Origin of the sequence: Pseudomonas sp. NPDC089530, assembly GCF_050280705.1 — a bacterium.
In the GTDB taxonomy this organism is placed as follows: Bacteria; Pseudomonadota; Gammaproteobacteria; order Pseudomonadales; family Pseudomonadaceae; genus Aquipseudomonas.
Genome location: NZ_JBNNVU010000002.1, coordinates 92,720 through 106,168, shown reverse-complemented (window position 1 = coordinate 106,168; position 13,449 = coordinate 92,720). Strand labels below are relative to the sequence as shown.

At 65.6% G+C, this 13,449-nt stretch carries 12 protein-coding genes; 10 read left to right on the top strand and 2 right to left on the bottom strand.

Going from position 1 to position 13,449, the window contains the following annotated elements; all coding sequences use genetic code 11:
- Positions 1–206: 206 nt before the first annotated feature.
- From ACQKQA_RS01495 to mapR, 10 genes are all read left to right on the top strand, one after another.
- On the top strand, positions 207–656 hold the full coding sequence (locus ACQKQA_RS01495) for a DUF411 domain-containing protein (RefSeq protein ID WP_427552736.1): 450 nt from the start codon (positions 207–209) through the stop codon (positions 654–656).
- Positions 653–1,090, top strand: a complete 438-nt coding sequence (locus tag ACQKQA_RS01490; protein ID WP_427552734.1) for a YqaA family protein — start codon at positions 653–655, stop codon at positions 1,088–1,090. Before ACQKQA_RS01495 ends, ACQKQA_RS01490 begins: the two co-directional genes overlap by 4 nt.
- A gap of 161 nt (positions 1,091–1,251) precedes the next feature.
- A complete protein-coding gene (locus ACQKQA_RS01485; RefSeq protein ID WP_427552732.1) occupies positions 1,252–2,205 on the top strand; it encodes a D-2-hydroxyacid dehydrogenase family protein in 954 nt (317 codons plus the stop codon).
- Positions 2,206–2,657: 452 nt separating this feature from the next.
- The gene (locus ACQKQA_RS01480) at positions 2,658–3,413 is read left to right on the top strand and encodes a PIG-L deacetylase family protein (protein WP_427552730.1); all 756 of its coding nucleotides are present in this window, start codon (positions 2,658–2,660) and stop codon (positions 3,411–3,413) included.
- Positions 3,414–3,535: 122 nt separating this feature from the next.
- Positions 3,536–4,300, top strand: coding sequence for an endonuclease/exonuclease/phosphatase family protein (locus tag ACQKQA_RS01475; RefSeq protein WP_427552728.1), 765 nt, complete (start codon positions 3,536–3,538; stop codon positions 4,298–4,300).
- A 168-nt stretch (positions 4,301–4,468) separates the two neighbouring features.
- On the top strand, positions 4,469–5,167 hold the full coding sequence (locus tag ACQKQA_RS01470) for an alpha/beta hydrolase (RefSeq protein ID WP_427552726.1): 699 nt from the start codon (positions 4,469–4,471) through the stop codon (positions 5,165–5,167).
- Positions 5,168–5,540: 373 nt separating this feature from the next.
- Positions 5,541–6,590: an autotransporter domain-containing protein gene (locus ACQKQA_RS01465; protein ID WP_427552724.1), complete on the top strand. Its 1,050-nt coding sequence runs from the start codon at positions 5,541–5,543 to the stop codon at positions 6,588–6,590.
- A gap of 251 nt (positions 6,591–6,841) precedes the next feature.
- Positions 6,842–7,036: a hypothetical protein gene (locus ACQKQA_RS01460; RefSeq protein ID WP_427552722.1), complete on the top strand. Its 195-nt coding sequence runs from the start codon at positions 6,842–6,844 to the stop codon at positions 7,034–7,036.
- 378 nt (positions 7,037–7,414) lie between these two features.
- Positions 7,415–8,827: a cytochrome c oxidase accessory protein CcoG gene (gene ccoG, locus ACQKQA_RS01455; RefSeq protein ID WP_427552720.1), complete on the top strand. Its 1,413-nt coding sequence runs from the start codon at positions 7,415–7,417 to the stop codon at positions 8,825–8,827.
- A 135-nt stretch (positions 8,828–8,962) separates the two neighbouring features.
- Positions 8,963–10,372, top strand: coding sequence for a GntR family transcriptional regulator MpaR (gene mapR, locus ACQKQA_RS01450; RefSeq protein WP_427552717.1), 1,410 nt, complete (start codon positions 8,963–8,965; stop codon positions 10,370–10,372).
- Positions 10,373–10,403: 31 nt separating this feature from the next.
- Here the strand turns inward: mapR and ACQKQA_RS01445 are convergent, their stop codons facing one another.
- Together ACQKQA_RS01445 and ACQKQA_RS01440 are read right to left on the bottom strand one after the other, a co-directional pair.
- Positions 10,404–11,150 (bottom strand): SDR family oxidoreductase, encoded by a 747-nt coding sequence (locus ACQKQA_RS01445; protein ID WP_427552715.1) that lies wholly within the window; start codon positions 11,148–11,150, stop codon positions 10,404–10,406.
- A 137-nt stretch (positions 11,151–11,287) separates the two neighbouring features.
- Positions 11,288–13,366 carry a putative bifunctional diguanylate cyclase/phosphodiesterase gene (locus ACQKQA_RS01440; protein WP_427552713.1) on the bottom strand — a complete coding sequence of 693 codons (2,079 nt, stop codon included), beginning with the start codon at positions 13,364–13,366 and terminating at the stop codon, positions 11,288–11,290.
- Positions 13,367–13,449: the final 83 nt, after the last annotated feature.

Sequence of the window (13,449 nt, the reverse complement as noted above, 5' to 3'; positions counted from 1 at the left end):
ACGATAACGCGGTATGGCTGATCCACCGCGTCGCCTGGATCGCGGGCAAGCCTCGCTCCTACAGGACGGGGTTGCGCACCCAAGGCCAGCCAGGAGGCTTGGTATAACGTTGAAACACATGCGCTGCGCCGCGCTCGAGAAAAGTAGCAAAATACGCCACCCAGTCCGTGCTATCCCTGGCGCCCCTGATGATCAAGAGACTCACCATGAACAAGATTCTGCGCCTGGCGGCCCTGTCCGCCCTGCTCGTCGGCTCCCTGGCCCAGGCCGCCGACCTGATCCCGATCGATGTGCACCGCGACGCCAACTGCGGTTGCTGCAAGAAGTGGATCGAACACCTGCAATCCAACGGCTTCAAGGTCAACGACCACGTCGAAAGCAACATGAGCGAAGTCAAGCAGCGCCTGGGCGTGGTCCCGCGCCTGGCGTCCTGCCACACCGCGGTGCTCAACGGCAAATTCGTCGAAGGCCATGTGCCGGCGGAACAGGTCCTGGCCCTGAGCAAGCGCGACGACCTGCTCGGCGTCGCCGCCCCCGGCATGCCCATGGGCTCGCCCGGCATGGAAATGGACGGCATGCCCGCCGATGCCTTTCAGGTCATCGGCCTGACCAAAGAAGGCAAGGACGTCGTGGTCGCGGACTATCCGGCCCATTGATCCTCACCGCCTGCCTCGGCCTGTTCCTGGCGGCCTTCGGCGCCGCCACCCTGCTCCCGCTGCAATCCGAAGCCGTGCTGGTGGGCCTGCTGCTCAACGGCCAATACGACCTGTGGTTGCTGCTGGCCGTCGCCACCCTCGGCAATGTGCTCGGCTCCCTGGTCAACTGGTGGCTGGGCCAACGCCTGGAGCATTACAAGGACCGCCGCTGGTTCCCGGTCGGCCCACGCCACCTGCAACGCGCCCGCGACCACTACCAGCGCTACGGCCGCTGGTCGCTGCTGCTGAGCTGGCTGCCCATCGTCGGCGACCCGCTGACCCTGGTGGCCGGGGTCATGGGCGAACCGCTGAAACGCTTCCTGCTGCTCGTCACCCTGGCCAAGGGCACGCGGTATGGCGTGCTGGCATGGATGACGCTCGGCTGGGCGGGTTGAGCGGTGGCAGGCACCTGGCTTGCCGCCGGGAACATTTCGTGCCGGGCACTGCCTCTGGTTAGTCGCCCTGAGCGTATCGTTCCAGGACCGGTCGTTGCGCTGGCTGCAGACCCTGCTGGGCTGGCTGGAACCCCATTGTTGTTTTCTCCCCCGGAGCTTTCATGAGCATGCAGATCGCAGTAATCGACGACTGGCAGGACGTGGCCCGAAACGTGGTGGACTGGTCGGTGCTGGCCGGCATCGGCCAGGTCAGTTTCATCCATGACCACCTCGGCGACACCGCCGCCCTGAGCGAGCGCCTGGCGCCGTTCGAGGTGATCTGCGTGATGCGCGAGCGCAGCCGTTTCGACGCGGCCCTGCTACGCAGCCTGCCACGGCTCAAGCTGCTGCTGACCGGCGGCATGCGCAACGCTGCCATCGATCTGGCTGCTGCAGCCAGCCTGGGCATCCAGGTGTGCGGCACCGACAGCTACAAGCACGCGGCGCCGGAACTGACCTGGGCGCTGATCATGGCCCAGACCCGCCACCTGCTCAGCGAGGCCAACGCCCTGCGCGCCGGCCTCTGGCAACAGGGCCTGGGCGGCGACCTGCACGGCAAGACCCTGGGCATTCTCGGCCTGGGCAGTATCGGCCAGCGGGTGGCGCAGTTCGGCCAGGTGTTCGGCATGCGGGTGATCGCCTGGAGCGAGAACCTCAGCGCCGAGCGGGCCGCGGCAGCCGGCGTGACCTACGTCGACAAGCAACAGTTGTTCGAACAGGCCGACGTGCTCTCGGTGCACCTGGTGCTCAGCGAGCGCAGTCGCGGCCTGGTGGACGCCCAGGCACTGGCCTGGATGAAACCCTCGGCGCTGCTGGTCAATACCGCCCGCGGGCCGATCGTCGACGAAGCGGCGCTGATCGCCGCCCTCGAGCGCGGACGCCTGGCCGGGGCCGCACTGGATGTGTTCGACCAGGAGCCACTGCCCCTGGATCATCCGTTCCGGCGCCTGCCCAACGTGCTGGCCACGCCCCACGTCGGTTATGTCAGCCGGCAGAACTATCGGCTGTTCTTCGGACAGATGGTCGAAGACATCCAGGCCTGGGCCGCCGGCCAGCCGATCCGCGTGCTGAGCTAAAGCCGCATCAGGGCATTGCGCCAGCACTGCCCTACCCCTCATCGCGCAGCGCCCGCACACTCACCCACTTAAAGAAACCGGGATGGTCATGTCCTTCCCCTCCGTTGACTGTCACACTCTGCCCCCGATACGGCTGCGTGCGATTGAGAACCGAGCCCCGCGCTAGAGACGGCCCGCCATTAATCTGGCGTAACAGCCAGGCCGCTCGCGGTCATGGCCACTATCTGCCTGAACAGGCGTGCTAAATGCCCGTTCCCCGGCTATCTTCAGCCTCTGGAAAAAAACCGTCGGCCCCTGCGACGCCGGGCCACGGCTGTGTATGATTGAACGCTCGCGCAAGACGGCAATCCAAGGTATGGAGCGCCGGCACCAGGATAGATACCGGGTGCGAACCCAAGCCGGCCCGGTGCATCACCGTGCACCGACTGCCCCGGAACAAGGATGTGACACCGATGAAATCCATACCCCTGAGCGACACCTGGCCGGAGCAGATCTGGAACGGTTCGCGCCAGCTACTCGATGTAATGCCTGTCAATATTGCCAATCTGGTGCCGGCCGGCGCCCGGGCGGTGGTCATCGCTCCGCACCCCGGCGATGAAGTGCTGATCTGCGGCGGCCTGCTGCAGGTGCTGGCCCATCACGGCCATCCGCTGCAACTGATTTCCGTTACCGACGGCAGCGCCAGCCACCCCGGCTCCGACCTGTGGCCGGAGCGGCGCCTGAGCGTGTTCCGCCCCCAGGAAAGCGTCGAGGCCCTGCGCCGCCTGGGGTTGCCCCTGCACAGCCTGAAGTGGATCCGCGGCGGTTTCGCCGATAACGCGCTGCAGGAGCGCGAACATCAGTTGTGCCAGTTCATCGGCCGCTACCTGCGCCCCGACGACGTGGTGTTCAGCACCTGGCGCGAGGATGGCAACGACGATCACGGCGCCGTCGGCCGGGCCTGCGCCAAAGCCACGGCCCAGGTCGGTGCGGTGTTCCTCGAAACACCGGTATGGGCCTGGCACTGGCCGCTGCGCGATGAACACCAGGTGCCCTGGCACCGCGCCCGCAAACTGCGCCTCGACACCTGGACCGTGGCCCGCAAGCGCCACGCGGCGTATGCCTACGCCAGCCAGTTGCAGGGCGATCCGAGCATCGGCTTGGCGCCGACGCTGACGCCGTTGCTGCTGGAGCGGCTGCGCCAGCCCTACGAGATCATTTTCATCTAGTGCCAGGCCGCAGCCCGCAGCCTGGGGAACCCCTGAACCGAGCGACAACGTGTCAGTCGCATGAGTAACAGTCCCGATGACGAGGAGCGAGTGTGAACACCGATTCGACCAGGCGCCCTGTCATGCCGGCAGACGAGACCCCGGCGATCCATCGTCTGCGAATCCTGACCGTCAACACCCATAAGGGCTTCACGGCCCTGAACCGCCGCTTCATTCTCCCGGAGCTGCGCGACGCGGTGCGCAGCTCCCAGGCCGACCTGGTGTTTCTCCAGGAAGTGCTGGGGGAGCACGACCGCCACGCCAAGCGCCACCCTCACTGGCCCCAGCAGTCGCAATACGAGTCCCTCGCCGACAGCCTGTGGAGCGAATTCGCCTACGGGCGCAACGCGGTCTATCCCGACGGCCATCATGGCAACGCCCTGCTGTCGAAGTACCCGATCCGCCAGTACCGCAACCTGGATGTCGCGATCACCGGCCCCGAGCGTCGCGGCCTGCTGCATTGCGTGCTGGATGTGCCGGGGCATGCCGAGGTGCACGCCATCTGCGTGCACCTGAGCCTGCTGGAAAGCCATCGCCAATTGCAGTTGGCGCTGCTCGGCCAGTTGCTCGAATCCCTGCCCCCCGCCGCGCCGGTGATCATCGCCGGCGACTTCAACGACTGGCAGTTGCACGGCAATACCACCCTCGCCCGTCGCAACGACCTGCACGAAGCCTTCGAACGCCACCACGGCAGCCCGGCGAAAACCTACCCGGCGCGCTGGCCGCTGCTGCGCCTGGACCGGATCTACCTGCGCAACGCCAGCAGCCACGCCCCGAAGATCCTCGGCCACAAGCCCTGGCCCCACCTCTCGGATCACCTGCCGCTGGCGGCGGAAGTACGCTTCTGAACATCGCTCCGACACCCGGCGTCCGCCGGTCGTGCACGCCCGGCGATTGTCACCGATACTCGATCACTCGCCTGGCGTTGTCCTGCGGCGTCGGAGCGCGGTGCAATGTTTCCACCTACTGGTTCCAACTGTTGTCCCTATCTGCTGTTCTTGTATAGGAGTCATGCCATGAGCGACAAACCCGTGATTGTGCTGGTCCATGGTTTCTGGGGCGGTGCCGCCCACTGGAACAAGGTCATTGGCGAACTGCTGCAACGGGGGCATACGCGGATTCGCGCGGTGGAACTGCCGCTGACCTCCCTGGCCGACGACGTCGAACGTACCCGCAAGCTGGTGGCCCAGCAGGATGGCCCGGTACTGCTGGTGGGCCATTCCTATGGCGGCGCGGTGATCACCGAAGCCGGCCTGGCGCCGAATGTCGTGGGCCTGGTGTACATCGCCGCCTTCGCCCCCGATTCGGGGGAAAGCCCGGGCAGCATCACCCAGCAACACCCTCCCCTGGCCGCAGTGAACCTGCAGCCCGACAGCGACGGTTACCTGTGGGTCAAGCCGGAGCTGTTCCATGAGAGTTTCTGCCAGGATCTGCCGGAGCGCGACGGGCTGATCATGGGCCTGACCCAGAAAGCGCCGCTGGCCAGCACCTTCGGCGACATCATCGGCGAGCCGGCCTGGAAACACCGGCCGTCCTGGTATCAGATCTCCAGCGCCGACCACATGATCGCCCCGCAAAATCAGCAGCACATGGCCACACGCCTGGGGGCGAAAAAGATCATCACCCTGGATGCCAGCCATGCCTCCCTCGCCTCCCGCGCCGGCGAGGTCGCCGGCCTGATCGACGAAGCGGCCAGCGCGGTGGCCAACGGCTGATATCAGGTTCACCGACGGAGAACTTACCGGCTCGACCAGGCATGGGCGGGTCGGTAGCGGGCTACGAAAAATCGTTTTTTTCCCGCCGTTCCGGCGTTTTTTCGTGCAAACAAGAACTTAGACAAACCAGCGTTTTTCAGTCAGTTACAGCCCCTAAAATACCCACCCCATTGGTCGGTCATTTTCTTGACGCGCACCCTTTCGTCTCCTTAGCTACAGCTTACTACCCCCGGCAAAACAACCAGGGGCAAGCCTCAAAGGCCCGTTCTAGAGCGGATCGGCGAGCTTTGCCCCGACGAACTCGGTCGCCCCTCATTCGGGGTAGGAGAGACGCCACGGCGAGACATTGCATACGAATGCAAGGTAGACCTCCATGAAAACTTCACTCACCCCACAAGAGATCAAAATCATTCTGTGCACCGTTTCGGCTTCGGTGCTGTTGTGTTCTTCCATGGAGGTCAAGGCGTCCCCTGCCGAGGACGAGGCGCGGCTTGGCTATCGCCAGGACCTGCTGCTGAACGACTTGCCGAGCGCCCCGCTCCCCGAGACGTCCAATATCCCCGCCGACGACAGCCTGGGCAGGATGCAGGGACCACCGCAGACCCGTGATCCGCTGTATCGGGCCATGGCACACCCGAGCGAAGTCGGGTACCTCGGCTCGCGTTTTGCCAGCAGCATCAACGGCACCCCCGGCGGCTCGGTGCTCTACACCCTGCAGAGCAGCAGCGGGCATACCCAGCGCATCGGCCTGTTGGGCGGCCAGAGCCAGTTCCAGGCCAACAGCCAGGGCATTCCCGGCGGTTTCAGCGACCCGCGCAATGACAGTTTCAGTGTCCAGGGGCAAAGCCTTGGCGCCTTCTGGAGCCTGAGCAATGCCCAGGGCTGGCATGTCGACCTGTCGGCCAGCGGCGCCCGGGTCAGCGGTTTCACCCGGACCGAAGAGGGCCAGCGCCAGGCCGCCGAGGGCAGCGCGGTGACCCTGTCGGTGCAAGGCGGGATTCCCATCGGCATCAGCGACAACTGGGTGGTCGAACCCCAGGCGCAATTGATCAACCAGCGCGTCAGCCTGGACAACCCGAATGCCGGCGGCAGCGGCAACAGTTCCGCCGGCAACCTGAGTGCCTGGAGCGGCCGCGTCGGCGCCCGCCTGCAAGGCCATTACGAAGTCGCCGGGCGCTCGTTGGAACCCTATGTGCGCACCAGCCTGTGGCACACGGTGTACAGCGGCGACGTGGTGACCCTGGACAAGGTCGACAAGATCAGCAGCAGCCGTAAGTCCTCCACCGTGGACGTCGGCCTGGGCCTGGTGGCCAGGCTCACCCCGACCGTCAGCCTGTACGTGAGTGCCGACTACAGCAGCGACGTGGACGACAACGACCTCAACGGACTGATCGGCAGCCTGGGGGTGCGGATGCGCTGGTAAGACCCACGCCATCGCACCTGTAGCCGCTGTCGAGCACCAGCGAGGCTGCGCCAAGGCCCGCAGGGCCTTCGAGGCCCTCAGGAGCGCGTCCCGTTCCGGGTCGGTCGCAGCCTCGCTGGCGCTCGGCAGCGGCTACAGCAGTGCCCTGGACGGGTACGGGGAACTCGCTGTGCCGGGAATCAAATCGCCGCCCCGGCGGTCCACTCCAGGGAGGGCTGGACAACCCAGGGTTATAAAAGGAGGCCATAACGATGAGTATCCCGATTCCGCCGGAAACCCCCGAGCCGAATATCGACCGTCCGCCGTTACCACCGGTCCTGCCACCGATCGAGCCGCAACCGGTGCCCGAACAGGAACCGCCGGACAGCACCCCGCCGCCCAAGGTCGATCCACCGAGCGATCCGGCACCGGTCACAGCCTGGCTGACCCATACGCCACAACCATGACAATCCCGACCGCCGGGCGCACGTTTCTGCCCGTACTTCCTGGCTTGCCCCGACGGCGGCTGGGGTCAATGCCTCGACCTTACCGAAGCAGAAGCCGACGCATTGACCGTAGCAGACACCACTGATGGCCTGAGCCATCCAAAAGCCATCACTGGTGATTCGCTGATTTGACTGATCTGCATCAGGGCGCCCGGCACAGGCCTGTGCCAGACGCCGGCGCCAGCGGATGCCGGGGGTTAGGCCGGGTATGGCAAGTTGTCGCAGGGCAAGGCCCAGGGGCCATCTGATCTGCTTTTTATTGCGATACCTGAGTCTGTTATGCAAACAGATCGCTGGTCATAGTTCACCTGCCTGATGGAGGCTGATGAGCGAACGACCATGAGCGAAAGAATCCCCGTCCGATTAGTAGAAACATTCGAGCCTGCGCGCCCAAAGACGAAGGCCAAAACCACCGACAAGCAGATCCACACCCGCAGCTTCACCGGTTTGTTCCGCACCTTGCGCATGAGCGGCGCGGGCTTTCTGTTCCTGTTGTTCTTCGGCACCGTGTGGTTGAACTGGGGCGGCCGCCAGGCGGTGCTCTGGGACCTGTCGGAAAGCAAGTTCCATATCTTCGGCGCAACCTTCTGGCCCCAGGATTTCATCCTGCTCTCGGCCCTGCTGATCATCTGCGCCTTCGGCCTGTTCGCCATCACCGTGTTCGCCGGCCGCGTCTGGTGTGGCTACACCTGCCCGCAGAGCTCCTGGACCTGGCTGTTCATGTGGTGCGAAAAGATCACCGAGGGTGAACGCAACCAGCGCATCAAGCTGGCGGCGGCGCCCTGGGGCCTGAACAAGCTGATCCGCCGTTCGGCCAAGCACACCCTGTGGCTGGCCATCAGCCTGCTGACCGGGCTGACCTTCGTCGGCTACTTCACCCCGATCCGACCGCTGGCCCAGGAGCTGCTGACCCTGCAGATCGGCGGCGTCAGCCTGTTCTGGGTGCTGTTCTTCACCGGCGCCACCTACCTCAACGCCGGCTGGCTGCGCGAAGCGGTGTGCATGCACATGTGCCCTTATGCGCGGTTCCAGAGCGTGATGTTCGACAAGGACACCCTGACCATCTCCTACGACCCGGCCCGCGGCGAAAGCCGTGGCCCGCGCAAGCGCGACGTGAAACCGGCCGAGGTCGGCCTCGGCGACTGCATCGACTGCCAGCTGTGCGTGCAGGTCTGCCCGACCGGCATCGACATCCGCGACGGCCTGCAGATGGAGTGCATCGGCTGCGCCGCCTGCATCGACGCCTGCGACTCGATCATGGACAAGATGGGCTATGCCCGCGGCCTGATCAGCTACACCTCGGAGCACCAGCTGCAGGGCGGCAAGACCCACCTGCTGCGGCCGCGCCTGGTGGGCTACAGCGCCGTGCTGCTGGTGATGATCGGCGCCCTGACCCTGGCGCTGACGGAGCGGCCGATGGTGTCGCTGGACGTCAGCAAGGACCGTGGCCTGTTCCGCGAGAACAGCCTCGGGCAGATCGAGAACATCTACAGCCTGAAGATCATCAACAAGACCCAGCAGCGCCAGGACTACCGCCTGCAACTGGTGGACGGCGACGGCTTCCAGCTGCAAGGCAAGAACGAAATCAGCCTGGCCGCGGGCGAGATCGTCGACCTGCCGGTGTCGGTGGCGCTGATCGCCGACAAGCCGCAAAGCAGCTCCCAGGAGTTGAGCTTCAAGGTGGTCGACAGCGATGAGCCGGCCGTCTACAGCGTGGCCAAGAGCCGGTTCGTCGCCCCTTTGAACCGTTGATCCCTTAGACTGGGCGCCGCTTTGCGGCTATCGCGGGCAAGCCTCGCTCCTACAGCTGTATGGCTGTCCTTGTAGGAGCGGGGCTTGCCCGCGAAAAATCGCCCCGACACCGCAGAACCCAACCCGAGCGCGCCCATGAAACGCTACGAAAAATTCGCCGACGACATCGCAGAACTGATCCGCTCCGGGGTGCTCGGCCCTGGCCAACGCGTGCCCTCGGTGCGGTATGCCAGCCAGACTTACGGGGTCAGCCCGTCCACGGTGTTCCAGGCCTATTACCTGCTGGAGCGGCGCGGCCTGATCCGCGCCCGGCCGCGCTCCGGCTACTTCGTCAACACCCATGCGCCGAGCCCGTTCTCCGAGCCGGTGATCAGCAGCCAGGTCAACGAGTCCACCGAAGTCGATGTCAGCGAACTGGTGTTCTCGGTGCTGGAATCGATCAAGGACCCGGCCACCGTGCCCTTCGGCTCGGCCTTCCCCAGCCCGACCCTGTTCCCGCTGCAGCGCCTGTCGCGCTCCCTGGCCAGCGCCAGCCGCGAGATGGACCCGCGGGTGGTGGTCACCGACATGTCGCCGGGCAACCCACAACTGCGCCGGCAGATCGCCCTGCGCTACATGGTCGGCGGGCTGATGCTGCCCATGGAAGAACTGCTGATCACCAACGGCGCCCTGGAGGCATTGAACCTGTGCCTGCAGGCGGTGACCGAACCCGGCGACCTGGTGGCCATCGAGGCGCCGGCCTTCTACGCCAGCCTGCAGGTGCTGGAACGCCTGAAACTCAAGGCGGTGGAAATCCCCGTGCACCCGCGGGACGGCATCGACCTCGGGGTGCTGGCCCAAACCCTGGAACGGCACCCGATCAAGGCCTGCTGGTGCATGACCAGCTTCCAGAACCCCATGGGCGCGACCATGCCCGAGGCGAAGAAGCAGGAACTGGTGGAGTTGCTGCGCACTCATCAAGTGCCGCTGATCGAGGACGACGTCTACGCCGAGCTGTATTACGGCCAGCAGGCGCCGAAACCGGCGAAGGCCTTCGACACCGAGGGCCTGGTGATGCACTGCGGCTCGTTCGCCAAGAGCCTGGCGCCGGGCTACCGCATCGGCTGGGTCGCCGCCGGGCGCTATGCGCAGAAAATCGAGCGGCTGAAGCTGATGACCTCGCTCTGCGCCTCGATGCCGGCCCAGGCCGCCATCGCCGACTACCTGCAGCACGGTGGCTACGACCGACACCTGCGCAAGTTGCGCTATGCCCTGGAAGAACAGCAAAGCGCCATGCTGGCGGCCATCGCCCGCTACTTCCCGGCCCAGACCCGGGTCAGCCAGCCGGCCGGCGGCTACTTCCTGTGGCTGGAACTGCCGGCGCAGATGGATTCATTGAAGCTGTTCCAGATGGCCCTGGCCCAAGGGATCAGCATCGCCCCGGGGCCGATCTTCTCGCCGACCCAGCGCTTTCGTAACTGCATCCGCCTCAACTACGGCAGCCCGTGGAACGAAGCGGCGGAAAAGGCCATGGAAACCCTGGGCAGGATCGTGCGGTCGTTCTAGCCCCAGACACCGCGCTACGTCGGCTACGGCGTCAGCGCCCGCCGCCCAGGTCGATGAAGGTTCCGGTGGAATACGAGGCTTTGTCCGACAGCAGCCAGATGATCGCCTCCGCCACCTCGTCCGGGCGGCCGCCGCGGCCCATGGGGATGGCGGACTCCAGCTTGCTGACCCGGTCGGCGTCGCCGCTCAGGGCATGGAAATCGGTGTAGATGTAGCCCGGGCGCACGCCGTTGACACGGATGCCTTCGCCGGCGACTTCCTTGGACAGGCCGATGGTGAAGGTGTCCAGCGCGCCCTTGGAAGCCGCGTAGTCGACGTACTCGCCGGGCGAACCCAGGCGCGCGGCGACCGACGACACATTGACGATACTGCCGCCCTGCCCGCCATGCCGTGGCGACATGCGCAGCACCGCGTGCTTGGCGCAGAGGATCGGCCCGAGCACGTTGGTCTTCATGATCTTCAGAATGCGGAACTCGGACATTTCGTCGAGCCGCGACTTCTGCCCGACGGTGCCGGCATTGTTCACCAGCGCGGTGACCCGCCCCAGTTCGGCATCGACCCGCTGGTACAGGCCGATCACCTCGTCCTCGATGCTGACATCGGCGCGCACGGCAATCGCCTCGGCGCCCTGTGCCCGGACCTGCTCCAGCACCTGGAAGGCCGCCTGCTCGTCGGCCTGGTAATTGATGCAGATGCGGTATCCCTGCTGTGCCGCCAACAGCGCGGTAGCCGCGCCGATACCGCGACCGCCACCGGTGATGAGCATGACTTTGTCCATGCTGCCAACTCCCTCGCTGATCGTTGAACGCGAGCCATTAAACACCCTGTGGCCAGCGTTGCAAACCTCTCTGGCGCGCTCATTGGCCTCGTGGCTGATCGCCGGTCGCAACGCATCCGCCAAGCCAATTGGCGCGTTTATTCAGGCAGGCGTTCAGCCTGATGGAGGCTCTGTATGAAACGGGCAGCCGGCTGGGGGTGGCCGAGAAAGTAACCTTGCAGCGAATCGCAGCCCAGTTGGGTCAGGAAGTTCTGCTGCACGTCAGTTTCCACGCCTTCGGCGACAATGCGCAGGCCCAGGGCCTGCCCCAGGGCGACGATGGCCGAGACGATCGCCGCGTCGTCGCTGTCGTGCTCCAGGTCGCGGACGAAGCCGCGGTCGATCTTCAGCTCATTGGCCGGCAGGCGCTTGAGGTACATCAGGCTCGAATAGCCGGTGCCGAAGTCGTCGATGGACAGGTCCACGCCCATGTCCGCCAGTTGCTTGAGCACGGTCATGCTCGCATCGGCGTCGCTCATGGCGGTGGTCTCGGTGATCTCCAGGGTCAGGCTGTTGGCCGGCAGCCGATGCCGGCTCAGCGCCCTGGCCACGCTGTCCACCAGCCCGGAGTGACAGAACTGCAAGGCGGAAATATTGACCGCGATCCGCCAGTCTTCATACCCCGCGCTGTACCACTCGCGCATCTGCCGGCAGGCCTCGTTGAGCACCCATTCGCCGATGGGGATGATCAGCCCGGTCTTTTCCGCCAGGTCGATGAACTTGTCTGGCAGCAGCAGCCCCAGTTGCGGGTGCTCCCAGCGCAGCAAGGCCTCGGCGCCCACCGGCGTGCCGTTGGCGGCGTCGAACTTGGGCTGGTAGTACAGCTGGAACTCATCGTGCTCGAGGGCGTGGCGCAGGTCCTGCAGCAGTTGCAACTGGCGGCGCGCGTCGCTGTTCATCGAGGCGTCGAAGAAGCTGTAGCCGTTCTTGCCGGTACCCTTGGCGTGATACATCGCCGCATCGGCATTCATCAGCAGTTCCTGGGGGGTCAGGCCATTGCCCGGGTACACCGCGATCCCGACGCTGGCGGAGATCTGCAGCTCATGCTCGGCAACCCGGAACGCCTGGGCAATCAGCCCCACCTGGCGCGCGGCCAGGCGCAGGGCATCGTCCGGCTCGCCCAGTTGCACCAGCAGCACGAACTCGTCGCCGCCGATCCGCGCCAGGGTGTCCTGGCTGCGCAGGTCCTCGCGCAGGCGCAGGGCCACTTCCCGCAGCAACTGGTCGCCCATGTGATGGCCGAAGGCATCGTTCACCGGCTTGAAGCCGTCCAGGTCGATGAACATCAGTGCGAAACAACCGCCCTGCTCCGTGACCCACTGCATCGCCTGGTCGATCCGGTCGGCCAGCAGCGTGCGGTTCGGCAGACCGGTCAGGGTGTCATGCAGCGCCAGTTGAGTCAGTTCGCGGTTGGCCACGGTCAGCGACTCGGCCAGCACCGCGGTGCGGGCTTCCAGGCGCGCGTCGAGCACCGAGGTCAGCAGCGCGATCACCAGCACCGCCAGGGTGGTGATCAGCACCAGGTTGTCCAGGCCCTTGCCGCTCAGGCCATCCACCGCCGCGCCGCAGAAACTGCCGTCGGCGAAGCGTGCCGCGGCCATCCCGGTGTAGTGCATGCCGACAATGGCGATGCCCATCACCACCGCGGCCCCGCAGCGGGCCAGGCGCACATGGGGGGTGTTGTGGCGCAGGCGGAAGGCGATCCACAGCGCCGCGGCCGAGGCGCCGACGGCAATCAGCAGCGAGGCGCCGAACAGGCTCGGGTCGTAGTCGATGCCCGGCTGCATGCGCATCGCCGCCATGCCGGTGTAGTGCATGGCGCTGATCCCCGCGCCCATGATCAGCGCGCCGAACGCCAGCTGCCAGGCCGGCAGGCTCGGCTGGCTCACCAGCCACAGGGCGAAGCCGCAGGACAGCACGGAAATCAGCAGCGACAGCGCGGTGATGCCCGGGTCGTAGCCCAGGTCGATGGGCAGGCTGAAAGCGAGCATGCCGATAAAGTGCATCGACCACACGCCGATGCCCATCGCCAGGGCCCCGCCCATCATCCACAGGACCGCCGCGCGGCCACGGGTGGTGGCGATGCGCCCGGTCATGTCGAGTGCGGTATAGGAGGCGAGAATCGCCACGAACAGGGAAATCAGGACCAGCGCGGAAGAGTAGGTACCGGTGAGCATGGACGTCTCTTGGCCATTGGCCGGAAGCTTCCCTACCCGGCGGTAAAAGGCGCAATTGTACTGATTGCGCATAGGAACGCACT

What these genes read in the sequence shown, in the direction of transcription:
- ACQKQA_RS01460 (WP_427552722.1), top strand. Translation starts at nt 6,842, where the DNA reads ATGAGTATCCCGATTCCGCCGGAAACCCCCGAGCCGAATATCGACCGT.
- ACQKQA_RS01465 (WP_427552724.1), top strand. Translation starts at nt 5,541, where the DNA reads ATGAAAACTTCACTCACCCCACAAGAGATCAAAATCATTCTGTGCACC.
- ACQKQA_RS01445 (WP_427552715.1), bottom strand. Translation starts at nt 11,150, where the DNA reads ATGGACAAAGTCATGCTCATCACCGGTGGCGGTCGCGGTATCGGCGCG.
- mapR (WP_427552717.1), top strand. Translation starts at nt 8,963, where the DNA reads ATGAAACGCTACGAAAAATTCGCCGACGACATCGCAGAACTGATCCGC.
- ACQKQA_RS01480 (WP_427552730.1), top strand. Translation starts at nt 2,658, where the DNA reads ATGAAATCCATACCCCTGAGCGACACCTGGCCGGAGCAGATCTGGAAC.
- ACQKQA_RS01475 (WP_427552728.1), top strand. Translation starts at nt 3,536, where the DNA reads ATGCCGGCAGACGAGACCCCGGCGATCCATCGTCTGCGAATCCTGACC.
- ACQKQA_RS01485 (WP_427552732.1), top strand. Translation starts at nt 1,252, where the DNA reads ATGAGCATGCAGATCGCAGTAATCGACGACTGGCAGGACGTGGCCCGA.
- ccoG (WP_427552720.1), top strand. Translation starts at nt 7,415, where the DNA reads ATGAGCGAAAGAATCCCCGTCCGATTAGTAGAAACATTCGAGCCTGCG.
- ACQKQA_RS01440 (WP_427552713.1), bottom strand. Translation starts at nt 13,366, where the DNA reads ATGCTCACCGGTACCTACTCTTCCGCGCTGGTCCTGATTTCCCTGTTC.
- ACQKQA_RS01495 (WP_427552736.1), top strand. Translation starts at nt 207, where the DNA reads ATGAACAAGATTCTGCGCCTGGCGGCCCTGTCCGCCCTGCTCGTCGGC.
- ACQKQA_RS01470 (WP_427552726.1), top strand. Translation starts at nt 4,469, where the DNA reads ATGAGCGACAAACCCGTGATTGTGCTGGTCCATGGTTTCTGGGGCGGT.